General features: G+C 60.3%; 18 protein-coding genes. 10 read left to right on the forward strand and 8 right to left on the reverse strand.

Annotated elements, in window-relative coordinates:
• Positions 1–119: 119 nt before the first annotated feature.
• Both ACYQ6M_RS26000 and ACYQ6M_RS26005 read left to right on the forward strand, forming a co-directional pair.
• Positions 120–2,084 carry a methyl-accepting chemotaxis protein gene (locus tag ACYQ6M_RS26000; RefSeq protein ID WP_460076405.1) on the forward strand — a complete coding sequence of 655 codons (1,965 nt, stop codon included), beginning with the start codon at positions 120–122 and terminating at the stop codon, positions 2,082–2,084.
• Between the two features lie 170 nt (positions 2,085–2,254).
• Positions 2,255–3,439, forward strand: coding sequence for an NAD(P)/FAD-dependent oxidoreductase (locus ACYQ6M_RS26005; protein WP_460076407.1), 1,185 nt, complete (start codon positions 2,255–2,257; stop codon positions 3,437–3,439).
• A gap of 80 nt (positions 3,440–3,519) precedes the next feature.
• On the opposite strand, the gene ACYQ6M_RS26010 is transcribed toward ACYQ6M_RS26005, so the two are convergent.
• From ACYQ6M_RS26010 to secA, 7 genes are all read right to left on the reverse strand, one after another.
• On the reverse strand, positions 3,520–4,482 hold the full coding sequence (locus tag ACYQ6M_RS26010; RefSeq protein WP_055659616.1) for a hypothetical protein: 963 nt from the start codon (positions 4,480–4,482) through the stop codon (positions 3,520–3,522).
• 130 nt (positions 4,483–4,612) lie between these two features.
• Positions 4,613–5,407: an alpha/beta fold hydrolase gene (locus tag ACYQ6M_RS26015; protein ID WP_460076409.1), complete on the reverse strand. Its 795-nt coding sequence runs from the start codon at positions 5,405–5,407 to the stop codon at positions 4,613–4,615.
• Positions 5,408–5,460: 53 nt separating this feature from the next.
• A complete protein-coding gene (locus ACYQ6M_RS26020) occupies positions 5,461–6,651 on the reverse strand; it encodes an adenylate/guanylate cyclase domain-containing protein (RefSeq protein ID WP_460076411.1) in 1,191 nt (396 codons plus the stop codon).
• A gap of 68 nt (positions 6,652–6,719) precedes the next feature.
• On the reverse strand, positions 6,720–8,240 hold the full coding sequence (locus tag ACYQ6M_RS26025; RefSeq protein WP_460076412.1) for a glycosyltransferase family 39 protein: 1,521 nt from the start codon (positions 8,238–8,240) through the stop codon (positions 6,720–6,722).
• Positions 8,241–8,243: 3 nt separating this feature from the next.
• Complete coding sequence (locus tag ACYQ6M_RS26030; RefSeq protein WP_460076413.1) at positions 8,244–8,675, reverse strand: GtrA family protein; 432 nt, start codon at positions 8,673–8,675, stop codon at positions 8,244–8,246.
• On the reverse strand, positions 8,665–9,702 hold the full coding sequence (locus ACYQ6M_RS26035) for a glycosyltransferase family 2 protein (RefSeq protein ID WP_208984602.1): 1,038 nt from the start codon (positions 9,700–9,702) through the stop codon (positions 8,665–8,667). The genes ACYQ6M_RS26030 and ACYQ6M_RS26035 overlap by 11 nt, the downstream gene beginning before the upstream one ends.
• 109 nt (positions 9,703–9,811) lie before the next feature.
• The gene (gene secA, locus ACYQ6M_RS26040) at positions 9,812–12,583 is read right to left on the reverse strand and encodes a preprotein translocase subunit SecA (RefSeq protein WP_460076416.1); all 2,772 of its coding nucleotides are present in this window, start codon (positions 12,581–12,583) and stop codon (positions 9,812–9,814) included.
• A 269-nt stretch (positions 12,584–12,852) separates the two neighbouring features.
• Between secA and ACYQ6M_RS26045 the strand changes: the two genes are divergently transcribed.
• The 4 genes from ACYQ6M_RS26045 to ACYQ6M_RS26060 all read left to right on the forward strand — a co-directional run bounded on the left by ACYQ6M_RS26045 (position 12,853) and on the right by ACYQ6M_RS26060 (position 15,978).
• Entirely contained in the window at positions 12,853–13,737 is an 885-nt protein-coding gene (locus ACYQ6M_RS26045; protein WP_051990069.1) for a peptidylprolyl isomerase, read from the forward strand.
• 255 nt (positions 13,738–13,992) lie between these two features.
• Positions 13,993–15,234 (forward strand): bifunctional glutamate N-acetyltransferase/amino-acid acetyltransferase ArgJ, encoded by a 1,242-nt coding sequence (gene argJ, locus ACYQ6M_RS26050; RefSeq protein WP_075284199.1) that lies wholly within the window; start codon positions 13,993–13,995, stop codon positions 15,232–15,234.
• 85 nt (positions 15,235–15,319) lie between these two features.
• A complete protein-coding gene (gene mutT, locus ACYQ6M_RS26055; protein ID WP_055659610.1) occupies positions 15,320–15,721 on the forward strand; it encodes an 8-oxo-dGTP diphosphatase MutT in 402 nt (133 codons plus the stop codon).
• Between the two features lie 62 nt (positions 15,722–15,783).
• Positions 15,784–15,978: a Flp family type IVb pilin gene (locus tag ACYQ6M_RS26060; protein ID WP_460076419.1), complete on the forward strand. Its 195-nt coding sequence runs from the start codon at positions 15,784–15,786 to the stop codon at positions 15,976–15,978.
• Between the two features lie 20 nt (positions 15,979–15,998).
• Here ACYQ6M_RS26060 and ACYQ6M_RS26065 read toward each other — a convergent pair whose 3' ends face one another.
• Entirely contained in the window at positions 15,999–16,910 is a 912-nt protein-coding gene (locus tag ACYQ6M_RS26065) for a methyltransferase domain-containing protein (RefSeq protein ID WP_460076460.1), read from the reverse strand.
• A gap of 214 nt (positions 16,911–17,124) precedes the next feature.
• Here ACYQ6M_RS26065 and ACYQ6M_RS26070 point away from each other — a divergent pair, with 214 nt between their 5' ends.
• The 4 genes from ACYQ6M_RS26070 (at position 17,125) to ACYQ6M_RS26085 (ending at position 19,684) form a co-directional block, all read left to right on the forward strand.
• Complete coding sequence (locus ACYQ6M_RS26070; protein ID WP_460076422.1) at positions 17,125–17,886, forward strand: ComF family protein; 762 nt, start codon at positions 17,125–17,127, stop codon at positions 17,884–17,886.
• A 114-nt stretch (positions 17,887–18,000) separates the two neighbouring features.
• Positions 18,001–18,258 carry a glutaredoxin 3 gene (gene grxC / locus ACYQ6M_RS26075; protein WP_006932400.1) on the forward strand — a complete coding sequence of 86 codons (258 nt, stop codon included), beginning with the start codon at positions 18,001–18,003 and terminating at the stop codon, positions 18,256–18,258.
• A gap of 47 nt (positions 18,259–18,305) precedes the next feature.
• Positions 18,306–19,160, forward strand: a complete 855-nt coding sequence (locus ACYQ6M_RS26080) for a carbon-nitrogen hydrolase family protein (RefSeq protein WP_460076424.1) — start codon at positions 18,306–18,308, stop codon at positions 19,158–19,160.
• Positions 19,157–19,684 carry a DUF1178 family protein gene (locus ACYQ6M_RS26085; RefSeq protein WP_023002983.1) on the forward strand — a complete coding sequence of 176 codons (528 nt, stop codon included), beginning with the start codon at positions 19,157–19,159 and terminating at the stop codon, positions 19,682–19,684. The genes ACYQ6M_RS26080 and ACYQ6M_RS26085 overlap by 4 nt, the downstream gene beginning before the upstream one ends.
• The last annotated feature ends 320 nt before the right edge of the window (positions 19,685–20,004 follow it).

Raw genomic sequence — 20,004 nt, forward strand, 5'->3', positions numbered from 1 at the left:
CACTTCCAGATCGATCAACTCATGGATGTAAACATCGACCCCGATGGCACATCCGTTGATCCAGGGGACATACGCTGGTGGCCTTCAGATCTCAATCACCTTTTCGGATCTTCGCGAATTTGTCAGTCAAAGCCAGAATTCTGGCCTTAAGCCTTTTCACCATTGTGGGGCTCCTTGCGATCGGCGGTGTCTTCTTCTGGAGCCAGGGTGAGCTCAATTCGGCCTTCGCGCGCATGAGCAGCAGTTCGACACTGGCCGGACAGGTCAGCACATTGTCGGAAAGCGCCGCAGCGCTGCGCTCGATTGAAGAGCGTTACCACAGCACGCCATCCGTCGAGACATTCCAGAGTTTCAACGCCAAGCTTGAAGAAGCCAGCGCAGTTCTGGAGACGATCGCAACCAACCCGGCCGCAGCGGCCTACGCTTCGGAAATCGCCGACGTCAAGGATACGCTGGAAGGCACAAGAGGTGCCTTCGAGATGCTGGACACTGCCCAGCAGAAGATCGGGTATGACACTACGCAGGGCTATCTGGCGGGGCTCAACGAATATGCAGGGGCGGTCAAGCATCGCCTGTCGGAAGAGATGAAATTCGGCGGCGGGCCGGATTTCGAAAAGCTGGCCCGCGCGATCCTGGCCGTTCAGCTGGCGGAACGGGAGTTCACGCTCAACAATACCGAGGCGGCGCTGGAGGTTTTCCAGGGCGAGTTCAACGATTTCGAAAAGCTCTTGAAGAAAGTCTATATCTCCGACGCCATCAAGGCGGAGCTGGCCGACAACATGGCCAAATACAAGACGACTTTCGACGATTACACAGTCGCCAAGACAGAGCGGGGCGAGCATTCGGAACTGCTGGAAAACCTGTTTGAACTTGTTCCACCGCACATCGCGTCCCTCAGCGAAGCCGCCAACACCACTCAAGGTGAAGCCGCCGGTCAGCTTGAGATGGCCCGGTCGATCGCAACCTATGCAATCGGCGGGGCTATCGTGGTTCTGCTTCTGCTGCTTCCGGCCATCGCGCTTGTGATCGGCCAATCGGTGGCGCGCCCGCTGGCGCGTTTGCAGTCGGCCATGGAAGCCCTTGCCAGCGGCCAGACCGACCTCGACCTGCCGGACGACAGTGGCAGCACCGAGCTTGCTTCCATGAGCCGCACGGTTCAGGTCTTCCGTGACAATGCGGTCGAGCGGGCTGAACTTGCGGCCTCGCAGGATCAGGAAAACCGGCGGCGCGAAGAACGCGTTGCCCGTCTCGATACACTGATCGGCCGGTTCGAGGGGACCGTGTCCGCGGCACTCGACAGTCTTGACCGAGCCAACGGCGAGCTGCGGCAGACGTCCCAGTCGATGGAACAGTCGGCCGACGATGTTGCCAACCAGTCCGGGGAAGCAGCCGAAGCGGTGCGCACGGCGGCGGAAAACGTCACTTCCGCAGCTCATTCCGCGGAAGAGCTTGCCGCGTCCATCGCCGAGATCGCCGGCCAGGCCAACAAGTCGACGGAAGTGGCCCAGCAGGCGGTGCGGAGTGCATCTTCAACGGTTGCCACCATGCAGGAACTTTCCAGCGCGGCAGACCGGATCGGCGAAGTCATGGGGCTGATCCGCGACATTGCCAACCAGACCAATCTGCTGGCGCTGAACGCGACCATCGAGGCTGCCCGCGCGGGCGAAGCAGGCAAGGGGTTTGCGGTGGTTGCTGCCGAAGTGAAGCAGCTTGCCGACCAGACCTCGAAAGCCACCGAGGATATTGCGACCCAGATCGAGGCCATCCAGGGGTCTTCCGGTCAGGCGGTCCAGGCGATCGAGGACGTCAACCGGATCATCTCCGACATGGAGGGCCTTGCCTCGGCTGTGGCATCGGCCGTGCAGCAGCAGGACGAAGCCGTCCAGGCGATCTCGCACAACGTTTCCAGTGCCTCGGCGCGGTCCGAACAAGGGGTGTCGAGCATGGAGGCCGTCGGTTCGGCTGCCGAGCTTGCACGGTCCAACGGTTCCGAAGTGGAGCACCTCGCAGAATCGCTTGGCGAGCAGGGCGCGTTGATCCGGCAGGAAGTTGCCGAATTCCTGCAAGGCGTGCGCAGCGCCTGATCCCGAACCGGAACGCTTGAAACAAAGAAAATCGAAAAAACGCCGTGTCCGCACCGACGCGGCGTTTCGCCATTCTGGCGGCCTGCGTTTCTTCGTGCTAGCCATGCACTCAAACGATCGGCCGGCACACCATCCGCCGGACCGGCCAAGCGCAAAGAGGGCGAAGCGGAATGCAGGAAGACATCGTCATCATCGGAGCAGGACAAGCCGGAGCCCAGGTCGCCCAATCCCTGCGGCAGGGCGGATTTGAAGGCCCGCTGCGGCTGATCGGCGACGAACCGCATCCGCCTTATCAAAGACCGCCGCTTTCCAAGAAGTTCCTGGCCGGCGAGATCGGCGCCGAAGGCTTGTGGCTGCGCCCGCCGGCTTTCTTCACCACCAACAATATCGACCACATTCCCAATACCAGAGTGGTTGCGATCGACCGTGGCGCGAAGCGCCTGACACTGGCAAACGGCGATACGCTGCCGTATGGCAAGCTTGTTCTGGCAACCGGCACCAATGCCCGGCTGCTGACGCTGGAGGGTGCCGACAAGAAGGGCGTGGTCACGCTGCGCTCGATTGCCGATGTCAACGTGATCCGGGACATTCTGCAAAAGACCAGCAGTGTCGCCATCATCGGGGCCGGGTACATCGGTCTTGAAGTCGCTGCCGTCGCCAAAAGCCTGGGCAAGTCGGTCACCGTCATCGAGGCGCAGGATCGTCCGATGAAGCGCGTGGTCAGCCAGGCGGTCTCCGACTATTTCTCCGGCCTGCACAAGGCCCGCGGCATCGAATTGCGCCTGAACACGGGCATCGAGGCAATCGAGGGTGGTGACAGTGTCACCGGTGTCCGGTTGTCGACAGGCGAGACGGTTCCGGCGGAACTGGTTCTGGTTGCCGTCGGCGCAGAGCCCAATGATCACCTGGCCGCAGAGGCGGGCCTGGAGGTCGACAACGGGATCCTGGTGGATGGATGCGGCCAGACCAGCGATCCTGACATCTTCGCTGCGGGTGACTGTACGCGTTTCTATTCCAACCGCTACCAGCGGTCCGTGCGCATGGAAAGCGTCCAGAACGCCATCGACCAGGCAAAGGCGGTTGCCCAGGCGCTGCTGGGTCAGGAAGTCGATTACGACCCGTTGCCGTGGTTCTGGTCCGATCAGTACGACATCAAGCTGCAGATCGCCGGTCTGTCGGAGGGGTATGACGACACAAAGGTCGTGGGTTCGACCCAGGACAACAAGTTCTATGTCGCCTACCTGCACGATGGCCGGCTAATCGCCGTCGACAGCATCAATTCACCGCGCTCGCACATGATGGCCCGCCGGGTGATCGGTGAGCCGTGGCGTGATGATCTGCTGCCGGAAGCCTGAACAACAGGTTCCGAAAGGATAGGTGCCGGCGGGTAACAGGAGGGCGAAGCGCTTCCATTGTCCGCGGTTAGCGCCTGCTGTTATTCGACCTTGCCGAATTTCTCCATGAAATAGGCAGTCATTTCCTTGTTGCGGTCGTACTGGTGCACGATGGCGTAGGGCTGCTTGTCGAAGGTTTTGACCAGCCCGTCCTCGAACACCGGCACGGTTTCCCGAGGCATGCAGAACCCCGGCGCGTCCGGACCGACATTCGCACTGACCGCGTGCAGCAGCCAGGGAACCTGCCAGTTCACCTTCTCGGCCTTTTCCTTCCAGCCGCAAAAGGTCAGCAGCTGGTTGAAGGCGGCCTGATCACCGCTCCGTTTGGTCTGGTCGAAGTAATAGACCGCCAGCATGAAATCCATCATCGCCTCGTAGCGGCCGGCGAAATAGCCAGCGCAGCACACGGGGACCCTGGCCACACGGTCATAGGCGTGGCGGCCGTAGGTTTTCAGGACGTTCCGGCGGTTCCAGGGGTCTTCATGGGTGATGCTTTCCTCACCGATGAGGAGATCCTTGCCCGGAGCAAGGTTCTCTTCCATCCAGGCGAACGGGTCCGACTGGAAGATGACGTCCCGGGCATCCGAGAACGCGACGAAGCGCACAGGCTCGCCAAGCGCATCGAGATGCTGTTTCACCAGGTGACTGGCATGGAAGAAGCGCCGGTCGTAGATCTTGTCCTTGAAGCGCAGGACGCGCTTGTTCCAGGTCCAGCGCCTGTCGGTGTAAAGCTTGCCACCATCGGTATGGTCGGCGATTTCTTCCCGAAGCTGCGAGTAGGAGTAGCGCTTCTTGCCGGCGTCATGATCGAAGGTGATGACGAGCGAGCCCATGTGCTTCATGTAATCAACAAGGGCTTCGCTGACATTGTAAGCAACCGCGACCGTCCGGCCGCGATACCCCGTTGCCTTCAGGGAATTGTACCAGGCAGCCATGTGTTTCGGCTCATAGCCCGACACCGCCGTGACGATGACATCGTTGGCTGCTGACATTTCGGCTGACATGCGCGCTCCGGCTCGGTTCATACAGGCCCCGCCGTCCGACCGGCCGGGTTTCGGCCTGCTACCTATCCCAAACCGCGCCGGGGGGCCAGATCGCGGGGAAACTTTCTGGAGTTCCAGATGTTGGTCCGCGTCAGCAGCCAGCGTTCTGAAGGATGAGCCGGGTCACTTCCTTGGGCAGTTCCAGATGCAGCATGTGACCGGTTCGTTCGAAAATGTGCGTGGCAACGACACCCGGCAACTTGTGGGCCTGGCGCGTCGGCAGGACACGGTCCTGTGTGCCCCAGAGGACCTTGATCGGCATGGGCAGGGCTGCCAGTTCGTCGCGCGGCAGGGTCTTTTGAACGCTGCCGTCGATGATCTCGTCCGCGATTGCCTCCAGTGTCGCGGCCGCGCCCGGGCGCGCACGACTTTCGGTGGCCGTTCTGGCGAGGAATTTCGGCAGTTTGAACTCCCAGCCGAAGAACTGCTCCAGCAGAGTTTCCATGGTGTCGGCATCCGTTGCAGCCGCATAGCGACGCAACAGGCGGTGATTGATTTCGGAGCCGAAGCCGCCCGGCGCCAGCAGGGTAAGGCTGGCCACCAGATCAGGATTGCGCAGGGCAATCAGCGCGGCCACTGCGCCGCCCATGGAATGGCCGACCAGATGGACCCTCGTCAGCTCGAGCGCCTCCAGAGACTGCCCGACAGCTTTTGCGGAAACCCCCGCATTGCCGATCCGCGGCCAGTCCAACGCCTCGCCGTGCCCCGGCAGATCGAACGCTATGGAGCGTTTCTTCGAAGCCAGTGCCGTCTGTATGTTGAGCCAGGTTTGCCGGTCGCCGCCGAAGCCGTGCAGCAGCACGACCGGAGCACCGTTGTCAGGGCCGGTGGCTTCCTGGTCTCTGAAAGGCAGATGGGAAGGGGCGTCGGGACGTAGATCGGTCATGTCGGTCTTTGCTTGTCGGTGGGATGAGGAACTACCTGCCGGACGGGCGGCTTTCAGAAAAGCCGGTCCAGGGTAAACAGGGGCTGGGGGTCGGTGAAGCCGTTCAGTTCGAACGACCCGGCCGGTTTTGATCGTTCGCTGGCGAAGCGGGCGACGTCTTCGGTCATCAGAACGTCGGCGCCGACGGTCTTGGTGAGGCTTTCGATCCGTGCAGCCGCATGGACCGTCTGGCCGATCACCGAAAAGGTGAGCCGGTGCGGGACGCCAATATTGCCGAACATGACGGAGCCGACGGACAGGGCGATGCCGGCCTTTAGAACGTGTGGCAGCGCCGGGTCGGCGTTGATCGTTTTCAGACGCTTCCGGCTTTCATCCGCGGCCGAAAGTGCCTGTGCGACCGCCTTGTCCAGGCTTTGTGCGCCTATGGGAAAGACGCCCAGAACGGCATCGCCGATAAAATCGAGCACTTCGCCGCCTTTTGCCAGAATCGCACCGGCTGTCGCGTCGAAATAGGTGTTCAGAAACGACAGGTAGCCATCGGGACCAAGCAGTTCCGCAATCGCGGTCGAATTGCGCATGTCGCTGAAATAGATCACCGCATCGACGGTCTGGCCGTCGCCATGGCGGATCTGGCCGCTGAGCACCTTGTTGCCGGCGATCTTGCCGAGATACGTTTCTGCGATCGTCTGGTTGATTTGCCCCTGAATGGTGGCGCGCGCGGCCAGGGCAAATCGTTTTTGAATGTAGCGGATTGCGGTCAGTGCATCGTCGGAAAAGCCGTCGGTTTCCCGCGTTGCCCAGCTGATCACGATGCCGGAGGTAGCAATCTGGTCCTTGATGGTCGGCAGGTCGAATTCGGTCGCGATGACGATGTAATCGGAGTACCCGCTTTCCTTCAGCCGAACGAGCAAGGGAAACTCGAGCGGTGCATTGGCATTCGTGAGGCGCCGTCGCAGGACGGACTCCTGATTGACCAGCACGGCACGGACGGGGCTTTGCAGCCACTCGTCTGTTTCTTCGGCATTGTGGGCAATCTGCTCGCGCTGGATTTCGGTGCCGTTTTCCCAGATGGCGGCTTCCGCCTCGATCAGGGGATGAAGGGTCGACCAGCCGATCATGGCGCGGTCCACAGGAACCTCGCATGCGCGCAGGCGCTCGCACATCTCTCCGAACATCGACCCCAGATCGGGCGAGCCAAGAGACTGGTCGATCAACCAGTCTTCCACGCCGTCGATTTCCGCCATACTGATCATGGCGCCAAGTTAGTGTTGTTTTCGTCCGGTTTCCAGACGGCTTGTGCCAGCGTTTGCGATTAATTCGCCGGTTCGAAAACCACCTTGCCAGGCGGGACGATGACCCAGTTGACCGTGACGCCGGGAATGCTGCCGGAGGTCTGGTAGGCGAACGTTCGGGACCCTTCGCGGACAGCATCCGGATAATAGCGACGGATTTCCTCAATCGGTGTTTCCTGGTCGCCTCGCCAGACGATCATCAGACCTTTTTCCTGGACATCTTTCGGGTCGATCCAGGGGCTGAGGGTCCGGTCATGCAGATAGAACATCGACGGGCGGCTGGCGGCCTGTGTGGTGACGTTGGCTGCCGACCACATATCGCCGGCCACATAGGCGAGATCGGTGCCCATGTGCTCCTTCCAGACGTGTGCCATGTCTTCGGCGATCGCCTTGCCGGGATAGTGGAGCCGGGTCTGCTTATGTTTCCAGTGCGGCTCCAGAACCGCCTGCCCGAACAGGATGCCCAGGAAAATCGCCTGGATCGCAACGGCGGCAACGAGGGCGCGGGCGGGAAAGGGCCAGAGTTGCGGTAGCGCCAGAAACCGCACCGCCAGGATGCCGGACAGCACAAACATGGGCGTGCCCCACATGTGTTCGAACTCGTTGCCGGTAACGGCTGATGCAATCAGAACAACTGCAAGCGGCAGAACGGCAAACCAGAGCAGAAAGCGGTCGGAAGGTGTGGCAAGGGGCGTTGCAACTTCGTGCCTGAGCAGTCGAACCTGTTTCAGGCCGTGCCAGCCAAGACCGGCCAGAACCACAAGAAACAAGCCGGCGTGATTGCCGATCTGAGCTGCCAGGAAGTTCAGCGGATTGAACAGATGGTCGACAAAACCGTCTGCCGGATTGCTGCGGCTGGCGGCGTAGCGCAACGTCAGGAAATCCGTTTCCAGAAGCCATGCCGCGTGTGGCACCAGCAGGGCAAGGCAGACGGCTATCGTCACCCAGGGGCCCGGGCGCAGGATATGCCGCCGGGCATCGGCGAAGACCAGCGCGTAAAGTCCGATTGCACCGATCAGGAGCAGCACGAAATATTTCGTGTAAAGGCCGAAGGCGGCGAGGATGCCAAGCAGGACCCAGTCGAGCAGGCGGCCTTTGTCCACTGCCCGGTGAAACAGCAGCATCATGCCTGCCCAGATGGGGATCTGCAGGATGTTCGGGTTGAATTCCGGCAGGGGCAGCGTGAAGTAGAAGGTTACGCTGGTCAGCACGAGAGACCAGAAGGACTGCTGGCCGGAAAGTCCGAGACGGCGAGCGAGCCGCCAGATGAACAGATAGCCAAGGGCAACCGAAAGCGCGCTCAGCCAGTACCCGCCACTGAGGCCTCCCGTGAGACGATAGGTGAGCTCCAGAAGCCAGGCGTGCATCGGTGGATGTTTGGTATAGCCGAGCTGAAGTTCCCGGCCCCAGGCAAAGCCTTCAACCACGTCAAGTGGCGGGTTGGGAAAAGTCAGGGTCGGTATCAGGGCATAAAGCAGGCAGAGGCCGCCAGCGTAATAGAGGGCCGCCCTTGAAGGAGCGTTTTCGATCAGACGTATCAAGGGTCAGGTCTCGGCTGGATGGTGCGAGAAGGCCCAGAGCCGGGCTCCGGCAAAGGAAAGGGCTGGCACGATCGCGATGGAAAACAGGAGGCCGATGAGATCAGGCCAGGGGGTCAGGGTCAGCCACAGGGCCAGAACGGTGGTGTTCAGCAGGAAGCCGGAGACTGCAATCACCAGGAACCGCACCATGCTTCTGATTGCGGAGCCCTTCCGGCGCAGGTGCGAGAAGCTCCAGAAATAGTGACCGGTGAAAGAGACGCAGAAGGCGACCAGGAAGCCGCAGACATTGGCCGGATAGGCCGGAAGCATTCCAGATTGCAGCAAGCTGCCCGCCACAATGGCATGGGTCAGCGTCGCCAGCACGCCGATCACGGCGAATTTGCCGGCGGCAGCGGTTTCCGTCTTCAACTTGCCATGGCGAATTTCAGGCGCCATTGGCGGCGTCGTCCGTTTGCTTTGCGGATTGAGGTGTGTTGCCGCCTTCGATGACATCCTGAACGATGAAGACCGGCCGCTGTTTCGCTTCGTTGAACAGCCGCGCCACATATTCGCCGATCATGCCGATCGACAGCAGTTGTACACCCGAGAAGAACAGAAGCGCGACCATCAGCGATGCGTAGCCCGGGAGATCGATGCCTTCGATGAGGACGCGTAACGTCAGATAAAGCGCATAGGTGAAGGCGCCGACAGAGATCAGGGCGCCGCCATAGAACCAGACCCGTAGCGGGAGCGTTGTGAAGCCCGTGAGGCCGTCCAGCGCAAAGTTCCAGAGCTTCCAGTAATTGAACTTGCCAGCCCCCGCCAGGCGAGGAGGGCGCTCATAGGGCAGTGCCATGGCCGGAAACCCGACCCAGGCAAACAACCCCTTCATGAAGCGATTGCGTTCCGGCAGGCGCAGCAATGCATCGATAACGCAGCGGTCGATCAGACGGAAGTCGCCGGCGTTCGCGGGCATGTCGATATTGGCCAGGCGGTTGAACAGGCTGTAGAACATGCCCGCCGTGGACCGCTTCATGAGCGTGTCGGAAGACCGGTCGACCCTGAGGCCGTAGACGACATCATAGCCCGCGCGCCATCCGTCCAGCATCTGCAAAATGAGCTCCGGCGGGTCCTGCAGGTCAGCGTCGATGATGACACCGATGTCTCCTTTCGCCGCCTCGAGCCCTGCGGAAAGTGCGGCTTCCTTGCCGAAATTGCGGGAAAGGCCCAGAAGCCGTCCCGGCAGGCCGTTTGCAAGCTCCTCCGACAGGATGTCCGCGGTCCGGTCCCGGCTGCCGTCATCAATGAAAACATATTCGTAACGAAGGCCACTTCGCTCGAGCACCGGCCGGGTTGCCCGCAGGAAGTGGAGGATGACCTCCTCTTCGTTAAAGACCGGTACGATGACGCTGAGCAGCGGTGCCTGCGGGCGGGCGTTTTCCCGCCGGGTGACATAGACAGTGTTAGCCGCTTTGGTGTGCATGAACATTCGTTAGCCGGTTGAAGTCGGCGGCAACCTGCCGGAATTTCACGAAAAAGGCCAGCCCTTTGACGAGGCTGGCCTTCTTGATGGTCAATTGTTCCGACTGCCGTCAGACAAGCACGCCGTGGCAGTGCTTGAACTTCTTGCCGGAGCCGCAAGGGCAGGCCTCGTTGCGGCCGACCTTGCCCCAGGTCGAAGGGTCTTCCGGATCACGCTGCGCCGGAGGTACCGGAAGCTGGGCGTCCGCCATGGCCATCTCGTCTTCCCCGGTCAAGGGATTGATGTGATGAGCATGCATTTCCGGCTCGGCCGGCATCTGCGGTGCCTGTTCCGTTACCAGTTCGACCCGCATCAGCTGCGCGGTCGTCATCTGGCGCAGCTGGGTCAGCATGGATTCAAACAGCGTGAACGCTTCGGTCTTGTATTCCTGCAGCGGGTCGCGCTGGGCGTAACCACGGAAGCCGACGACAGACCGCAGGTGATCGAGATTGGCCAGGTGCTCGCGCCACAGGTTGTCGAGCGTCTGCAGCAGCACGGCCTTTTCGACCTGACGCATGATGTCCGGGCTGTATTTGGCAACCTTTTGCGCCATGCCGGCGTCGGCCGCCTTGCGCAGGCGGTCCTTGACCTCTTCGTCGGCAATACCTTCCTCGGCCGCCCAATCCTTGATCGGCAGATCCAGGTTCAGATACTTGCGGACTTCTTCCTGAAGGCCCTCGGTATCCCACTGCTCCGGATAGGCGCGCTCGGGAATGTGCGCGGATACAAGATCGTCGATCACGTCGTGACGCATGTCGGAAACCGCGTCCTGGATCGCTTCGCTGTCCATCAGCTCGATACGCTGATCGAAGACCACCTTGCGCTGGTCGTTCATCACGTCATCGAATTTCAGCAGGTTCTTGCGGATGTCGAAGTTGCGTGCCTCGACCTTCTGCTGAGCTTTTTCAAGCGCCTTGTTGATCCATGGGTGGATGATGGCTTCGCCTTCTTCCAGTCCGAGTTTCTGCAGCATGGAATCCATGCGCTCGGACCCGAAGATGCGCATCAGGTCATCCTGCAGGGACAGGAAAAACTTGGAATGGCCCGGGTCGCCCTGGCGGCCGGAACGGCCACGAAGCTGGTTGTCGATGCGGCGGCTCTCGTGACGCTCGGTGCCGATGACATAAAGACCGCCGGCCGCAAGCGCCTTCTGCTTCATGTCCTCGACTTCGGCGCGGATCTGCGCTTCCTTGGCGCTGCGCTCTTCACCTTCCGGCATGTCGCCCAGTTCCATGGCGATCTGCATGTCGGCGTTGCCGCCGAGCTGAATGTCCGTACCGCGGCCGGCCATGTTGGTGGCAATGGTCACGGCGCCCGGCAGACCAGCCTGGGCAACGATGAAAGCTTCCTGCTCGTGGTAGCGCGCGTTGAGAACCGCGAAGACCTTGGTCTTGCCGCCTTCGTTCTTCTGCGCGGCGGCAAAGGCAGCCGGATCGCTGAGATCGATCTGCTTGTAGCCATGCTTCTTGAGCATCTCGGCAAGATATTCGGACTTCTCGATCGACGTGGTGCCGACCAGGATAGGCTGGGCACGTTGCTTGCAGTCGTCGATCAGCTTGACGATGGCTTGGAATTTTTCCTGAACGGTCCGGTAGACCTCGTCGTCATCATCGATACGTTTCACGGAAACGTTGGTCGGAATCTCGACCACTTCCAGCTTGTAGATGTCGGCGAATTCGTCGGCTTCGGTTGACGCGGTACCGGTCATGCCGGCCAGCTTGCCGTACATGCGGAAGTAGTTCTGGAACGTGATGGAGGCCAGCGTCTGGTTTTCCGGCTGGATGCGCACTTTCTCGCGGGCTTCCAGGGCCTGGTGCAGGCCTTCGGAGAAACGGCGGCCCGGCATCATGCGGCCGGTGAACTCGTCGATGATGACCACTTCGTCGTTGCGGACGATGTAATCCTTGTCGCGCTGGAACAGCTTGTGCGCCTTCAGCGCCTGCTGCAGATGGTGCACGATGGCGACGTTCTCGACGTCATAGAGCGAATCGCCTTTCAGCAGGCCGGCTTCGCCGAGCAGCTTTTCCAGCTTCTCGTTACCAGCTTCGGTGAAGGTCGTTGAACGCTGCTTTTCGTCGAGCTCGTAATCTTCTTCAGTCAGGTGCGGAATGAAGGCGTCGACCGAATTGTAGAATTCGGAACGGTCTTCCAGCGGACCGGAAATGATCAGAGGCGTACGGGCTTCGTCGATCAGGATCGAATCCACTTCATCGACGATGGCATAGGCATGTCCGCGCTGAACCATGGACTGGCGGTCATGCTTCATGTTGTCGCGGAGATAATCGAAGCCGAATTCGTTGTTCGTGCCGTAGGTGACGTCAGCGGCGTAGGCTGCCCGGCGTTCTTCGTCGCTCAGGCCGTGGGTGATACAGCCGACGCTGAGGCCGAGGAATTTGTAGACCTGACCCATCCAGTCGCTGTCGCGCTGTGCCAGGTAGTCGTTGACGGTAACGACGTGAACGCCGTTTCCGGTCAGGGCGTTGAGATAGACCGGGGCGGTTGCCACAAGTGTCTTGCCCTCACCGGTGCGCATTTCTGCAATCTGTCCGGAATTGAGGACCATGCCGCCGATGAGCTGCACGTCGTAGTGTCGCTGACCGAGTGCCCTGCGGGCCGCTTCGCGGACGGTGGCGAACGCGGGAACCAAGAGGTCATCGACGCTTGCGCCGTTTTTCAGCTGGTTTCGGAACTCGTCGGTCTTGGCTCTGAGAGCGTCGTCCGAAAGAGCCTGGATCTCAGACTCCAGGGCGTTGATCTGTTCGACCTTTGCCCGAAATGTCTTCACCTTCCGGTCGTTCGCCGAACCGAAAATCTTACGTGCTAAAGCGCCAAGGCCAGCCATGTGGCGGTCCTTCCCTACCGGGCGGCGCCAACTGGCAAAGAGGCGCCTGCCCATGAAATCGTCTCAATTGCTGTCCACGTTGCCGCCTGGCGCAGAGCGCTGGCCGGCATTCGCGGCCGAAAAGATGCCTTCCCGGCGCTACGGCCAGGACGCCCGACAGATAAGAGGGGGCTGAATGCTTGTCAACGCCGCAGGAATGCGCAATGTAGCCACGCCCCTGCAAGACAGGGGAAAGAAAGATTACTGTTCCGATACGTAAAGGACTACTCATGTTCCGAATTTCGATGCGCAGGCCGGCTCAGGCGCTTGCCGTTTCTCTCCTGGCGCTGTCGCTCGGATCCACCGTTCTGTCCGCTGCAGAACCGGACGATGTGGTCGCGAAAGTTGGCGACACGGAAATCACCGAAGCCGATCTCGCCTTTGCTGCGCAGGACCTCGGCAAGGAATTGCAGCGGTTCCCGCCGGCACAGTGGCGCAAGCTTCTTCTGGACGTCATGGTCGACATGGAACTGATGGCGCATGCCGCTCGTGAAGATGGCCTGGACAAGGATCCGGACTTCGAGCGCCAGCTCGACTTCCTGAAACTGCGTGCCTTGCGGAACGCTTACCTTGCCCAGAAAATCGACGGTGCAGTGACCGACGAAGAGGTTCAGGCGGCATACGACAAGGAATTCGCCGACTTCGAAGGTCCGGAAGAAATCAACGCCCGTCACATCCTGGTGAAGGAAAAGGCTGAAGCTGAAGCCCTTATTGCCGAACTGGACGGTGGCGCGGACTTCGCTGAACTGGCTCGTGAAAAATCTACTGGTCCGTCCGGTCCCAATGGCGGCAGCCTGGGATACTTCGTCAAGGGTCAGATGGTTCCGCCGTTCGAGGCCGCGGCTTTTGCGCTGGAGCCGGGCACCTATACCAAGGAGCCTGTCGAAACCCAGTTCGGCTGGCACGTGATCAAGCTTGAAGACAAGCGTCGTCAGGAAAAGCCGGCGTTCGAGGAAGTCGCAAATGGTCTGCGCCAGCAGCTGATGCGCGAGCGCTATGACGCCCGCATGGCCGAGCTGAAGGATCAGGTTGCAGTCGAAATCCTCGATGAAGCCCTGGCCAAGTCCGAAGAAGAAGGTGCTGCAGCCGAAGACGGTGCGGCCAAGACCGAATAAGGCAAACGCTGCCTGAAACCAGAAAGCCCGGCAGTCTGACTGCCGGGCTTTTTTGCAGCCCTTGTGCACCACGCCCGAAAGGGCTTGAAAAGGCTTGCCTTTGTCCCATGCTTACGGCAAGAGCATCCAGTGTTCAGGCGAGCGCTGACAAGGTGTTCGCACGCATTTGAATGGATCAATGTCCGGACGGTCAAACGATCTCGATTGAGCGCCCGTTGATCCGGAACTTTGTATCATCTGACCGGGACCGCCTTGATGTCGACCACCGTATCTCCCCTTGCACCCAAGTCCTATCCCGAGATGCCGGAGATCGAGGGTGTTCAGTTCGCGACCGCCTCTGCCGGGATCAAGTACAAGGGCCGGACCGACGTCCTGCTGGCAACGGTTGCCGAGGGAACGGCCGTCGCAGGGGTTTTCACCCGTTCCAAGTGTTCTTCCGCGCCGGTTGACTGGTGCAAGGCTCGGGTCGGTGGCGGCAAGGCCCGCGCGCTCCTGGTCAATTCCGGCAATGCCAATGCCTTTACCGGCAAGAAGGGCAAGGCAGCTGTTGAACTGTCTGCCGAAATCGTCTCCAGGGAGCTTGGCTGCAGCGAAGGTGAAATCTTCCTGGCATCAACCGGCGTGATCGGCGAACCGCTTCCGGCGGACAAGTTTTCCGGTGTCATCGGAGAATTGAAGGCCAACCAGGGCAGCGCGAGCTGGCTGGATGCCGCCAAGGCGATCATGACCACTGACACCTATCCGAAGGTCTCCACTGCAAGCGTTGAACTGGATGGTGTTACCGTGACGATCAACGGCATTGCCAAGGGCGCAGGGATGATTGCGCCGGACATGGCCACCATGCTGTCGTTCATCTATACCGACGCTCCGATCGCGCCGTCAGTTCTCCAGGCTCTGCTCAGCGGGGAAGTCGACGGCAGCTTTAACGCGGTGACCGTCGACAGCGATACGTCCACCTCCGATACGGTTCTTCTGTTCGCGACCGGTGCAGCCGGCAAAAAGGGCGTGGAGAGCGTTGCCTCGCTCGATGATCCGCGCGTCGATGTGCTGAGGGCCGCTCTTGGCGACGTCATGCTGGACCTTTCCCATCAGATCGTCCGCGACGGCGAAGGCGCACGCAAATTCGTGGAAGTGCGGGTTGAAGGTGCCGAAAGCGATGGGTCCGCAAAGCGGATCGCGCTGTCGATTGCCAATTCGCCGCTGGTCAAGACGGCAATCGCCGGCGAAGACGCCAATTGGGGCCGCGTCGTCATGGCTGTCGGCAAGGCTGGTGAGCCGGCCGACCGCGACAAGCTGGCCATCTGGTTCGGTGATGTGCGGGTGGCCGTGGAAGGTGAACGCGATCCAGACTACAGCGAAGCGGCGGCTTCTGCCGTTATGGAGCAGGAAGACATTGTCATCCGGGTCGATCTCGGTCTCGGCAGTGGCCAGGCGGCGGTGTGGACCTGTGATCTCACCAAGGAATATGTCGCCATTAATGGCGACTACCGGAGCTGAGTATCCCTAGCAGTTCTGACGGTACTGCCCGCAAACGTGCTTAACCGCGCGTTAATTCAGCGTTTCAGGATTGGACAATTTGCCAATGACCAAGATCGTGCTCGTCGCCGCTTGCGCCCTTGTGGATGCGGATGGCCGCATTCTTCTGGCGCAACGGCCCGAAGGCAAATCCATGGCCGGACTGTGGGAATTCCCCGGCGGCAAGGTCGAGCAAGGCGAGCGTCCCGAGGAGACGCTGATACGCGAGCTGGAGGAAGAGCTCGGCATTGAAGTTAACGAAGCGTGTCTGGCGCCACTTACTTTTGCCAGCCACTCTTACGAAGATTTTCACCTACTTATGCCATTGTTCATTTGCCGCAGGTGGAATGGAACTCCACTCGGCAAGGAAGGCCAGGCGTTGAAATGGGTGCGGGCTGTCAGGCTGAGGGATTATCCGATGCCTGCCGCTGATGAACCTCTGATACCCCATCTCCTGGATGCCGTCTAAGCCCGTTTGTTCAAACCCCCGGGGGGCACATGCCGTTTCGATTTCAAACCGTCGCAGACCGCATGTTGCACGCCTTTCGCCGGGGAAGAGCTTTCGGAGATGACGAGCACGGCGCGACCATGATTGAATACGGCCTGATTGTCGGTTTCATAAGCATTGTCGTCCTGGTCGCCATGACCGCTATCGGTACTGCCATGCGCACCGATATCTTCGGAACAATTTCGACTGCTCTGCAAGGTGTGCTCGGTTCCAGCTGATCCGGGCCGTTAGGCTACGCCTAGTCGCCTATTTTCCGTTCCTGAACGCCAAGCGCGTCTGCGAGCCGTGTCTTGGCCGAGCCTGGGCGCAATGGTTTCTGCTGGCTTTCATGCGGCGCCCAGCCCGACAGGGTTACCAGTGAAAATGTCGCCCGGATCCTGCCGTCCGCATCGGCGTGGTTCTGCGCATAAAGTTCGGCCGCACGCAGCAGTACCTGTCGAGACAGCGGCTTTCTGCTGCGGTCTTTCAACACGGATGTTGCACCCATGGCCCTGAGATCCGCCAACAGTGCGAACATCGTGTCGTAGCGCACCGTCAGAGTGTCCAGATCGGTGACCGGCAGCGCAAAGCCTGCCCTTTGAAGCAGGCTGCCGAGGTCGCGCGTGTCGGCAAACGGCAACACCCTTGCAGCCGCACCGCCTTTTACTTCCAGCTCAGCCCGCGTGAGGCTGTCGCGCAGTTCGCTCAAGGTGCCGGCTCCGGGCAAGGTTGCCAGAAAAAGGCCGTCCGGTTTCAAGGCACGGCGGAGCTGTACCAGTGTGCCCGGCAGGTCGTTGACGAATTGGAGGTTGAGAGCGGAGACGATCAGATCCACCGACTGGTCGCCAAAGGGGATCAGGGCGTCATCGAAGACAAGGTCGGGTGCAGCAAGGCTCGGGTCGGCAGCAAACAGATCTGCGCGCAACACGAGGTCAGCCTTGCCGGACTGCCGGATTGCTTCGCTCACGTGAGCGCAGTGCCCACCGAGATCGACAGCAACCGGAAACCGCCGATTGACCAGCAGAAGGCGGTCCTGCAGATCTTCGCTGACGGCTTTCAGCAGAAAGTCCGCACCCGGTTTTGCAGCCATCAGCGCCCGCAGGCGGCAGGTGCGGAAGAAGGAGCGGTCGAAGAGATCTGGTTGTGCGGTCACGGCAATCCCGGTTGTCATCGAACTTATCGCGGTCACATATGGTATCCGCCCGCCAAGGTCAAAGGCGCAAGGGTCGCGCCAGGCGGCTTGCGGAGCAGGCTTCCAGAAAGTTCAGGCCGGTTCCTGCTTGTTTGGGCTGGCCAGATTTGTGTTTTCAGTGCCAAGGTATTCCTCAGTTTGAAGAATTATTCCTGTCGGGTGCCATTGGGGAGCGGTTTTGCGAAGCCTTGCGATGAACATTGCCGGCCTGCCGGAAGTCGCGGCGCGATTTGCGCTCGATTTCGTGCTGCCGCAGCGCTGCTTCAGCTGCGATGCGCGGGTGTCCGAGCAGACAGGATTGTGCGCGGAATGCTGGTCCCGGATGCCGTTCCTGGAGCGGCCCTGGTGTCAGCGGCTCGGTATTCCTTTCTCCTATGATGTCGGTGACGGTGCCTGGAGTCCGCAGGCGATCGCCTCGCCACCTGTCTTCGACAGGTTGCGGGCGGTGGCCTTTTATGATGGTCCTGCCCGGCAGATGGTGCATGCACTGAAGTTTTCCGGGCGGCGGGAACTTGCCCGTCCGATGGCACGCTGGATGGCGCGTTCCGGCAGCGAACTTCTGAGCAGCGACAGCCTGCTGGTGCCGGTGCCGCTGCACTGGATGCGACTGCTGCAGCGCCGGTTCAACCAGGCGGCAGATCTGGCGAAGGAAGTTGCCCGCGAATGCGGTGGTCAGTTCGAACCGCAGGTCCTCAGGCGGCAAAAGCGTACACGCCGGCAAGTTGGCCTGTCAGCCAAGGACCGCCACAAGAATGTCCACTCGGCTTTCAAGGTCGATGGTGGCCGGGCCGATCTGGTTCAGGGGCGTCACGTTGTGTTGATCGATGATGTGCTGACGACCGGCTCAACGGTGTCGGCCTGCTGTAAATGCCTGCTTTCTTCAGGGGCAGCTTCCGTCGACGTGCTCACATTCGCGCAAGTCGACCCTGCTTTGCGCTCGGGCAACACGACCTGATCCCGACAGGCTTCCTCTTGAGTTTTCGCCGCGCGCTCGCATATAACGCCCGGATTTGGTGTGCGGCGGTGCGGGAAAAAGCGTGCAGCTGCCAAAAAGCAAGGAAAAAACCTGATGGCTGAAGTGGTGATCTATACGCGCCAGCTCTGCGGCTTCTGCACGGCGGCCAAGCGGCTGCTGGACAAGAAAGGCGTCGCCTACACGGAACACGATGCCACGTTCGATCCAGGCCTGCGCAAGGAAATGGTGCAGAAGGCCAATGGTCATTCAACCTTCCCGCAGGTCTTCGTCGGCAAAACCCATGTGGGCGGCTGCGACGATCTTCACGATCTGGAACGTGCGGGTAAACTGGACGCACTGCTCGCGTCCTGATTTACTGAACGAACAACCTTACCTACCAGGACGGAGACAGCGGTCGGATGACCTCATTCACGGCAGCATGCATTCAGCTGCGCAGCGGCAAGACGATTTCGGACAACGCCGATGCTGCGGAAAGCCTGATCCGGGCAGCGGCAAAGGATGGCGCGCAATTCGTTCAAACGCCTGAAATGTCCAATGTTCTGGTACGCAGCCGCGAAGAACTGCTGGAGCGGATTTCCGATGCCGAAGACGACCTGTTCCTGAAAAGAGCGCGTGCGCTTGCAGCCGAGTTGGGCATCTATCTGCATCTGGGGTCTCTGGCCGTGCTTGCCGGCAACGGCAAGGTCGCCAACCGTGCCTTTCTGATCGGGCCTGACGGCAAGATCCTTGCGACCTACGACAAGATCCACATGTTCGACGTGGACCTGCCAAATGGCGAAAGCTGGCGCGAGTCCGCAACCTATGAACCTGGAACACAGACGGTCATCGCGGATCTGCCCTTTGCCAAGGTCGGCATGGCTGTCTGTTACGATATAAGATTTCCGGCAATTTTCCGGACCCAGGCTCGTCAGGGTGCACAGGTTCTGACGGGGCCGGCAGCCTTTACCCGCCAGACCGGGCAGGCGCATTGGCACGTACTGCAGCGCTCCCGCGCCATTGAAAATGGTGCCTACGTGATTTCGGCTGCACAGGGTGGCACGCATGAAGACGGGCGTGAAACCTATGGTCACAGCCTGATTGTCGACCCCTGGGGTGCCGTGATCGCCGAGATAGACAATGATGATCCCGGCTACGCTCTCGCCGAGATCGACACCCAGAAGGTTGCCGATGCGCGGGCGCGCATCCCTGCGATCGCCAACGAGCGGGATTTCGTCTGCTGTCACGCGGATGGCCTGAAGGAGATTTCGGCGTGATCAAATACACGCTCGTTTGCGACAGTGCACATTCCTTCGAAGGCTGGTTCCGCAATTCCGATGATTTCGACGCGCAGTGTGCGCGAAAACTGGTTGTCTGCCCGATCTGCGGAGCAACCAGCGTTCAGAAAGGTTTGATGGCGCCGGCAGTTTCAACCGCACGCAAGCGGGAAGCGCTTGTCGGTGCCGCGCAGGCGGAAATGCAGTCGGTGGCCGCAGCCGCTGCCAACAAGGCCGATGCGCCGACGGCAGCTGCCTCGACCGAAATGCGCCCGTCCGCCCTGTTGCCGCAGGATGTGCAGCAGAAGGAAATCCTCGAAGCTCTTCGGCTGGTGCGTGCGCGTATCGTCGAAAGTTCGGAAAACGTCGGTCAGAATTTTGCGGCGGAAGCCCGCAAGATCCACTATGGCGAAGCTGAAGAACGCAGCATCTATGGCGAGACAACGCCCAAGGATGTCGAGGCATTGCTTGACGAGGGCATCCAGGTGTTCGCACTTCCTGAACTGCCTGACGACAAGAACTGAGTTCAGGCGGCTTTCAGCGTGAAGTTCGGAGCGTACCCAGGAAAGGGGCGGGAGCTTCGCGCCCGGGTTGCCGGCCTCTGCAATTTCCCTGCTGTTGCGATTTCTCAGCCGTTTCACTGGAAGTTTAGTTTGCCGGGAAAGAGGCGTTTCTCTTTCGGTAGTCTCAGATGAAGATAACGTAAAAGAAGATATATTGCGTTTATGTAGTGGGATTGTTCCAAGAAATTTCTTACGTAGTGTTAATCATTGTTAATTATTTTGGATATTTAAAATTTACATCGACTTGGGAACTTTTTCGGGTTGTCGGTGTTGAATATTGA

The sequence above is a fragment of the Roseibium sp. ROS1 genome (genome assembly GCF_054658215.1).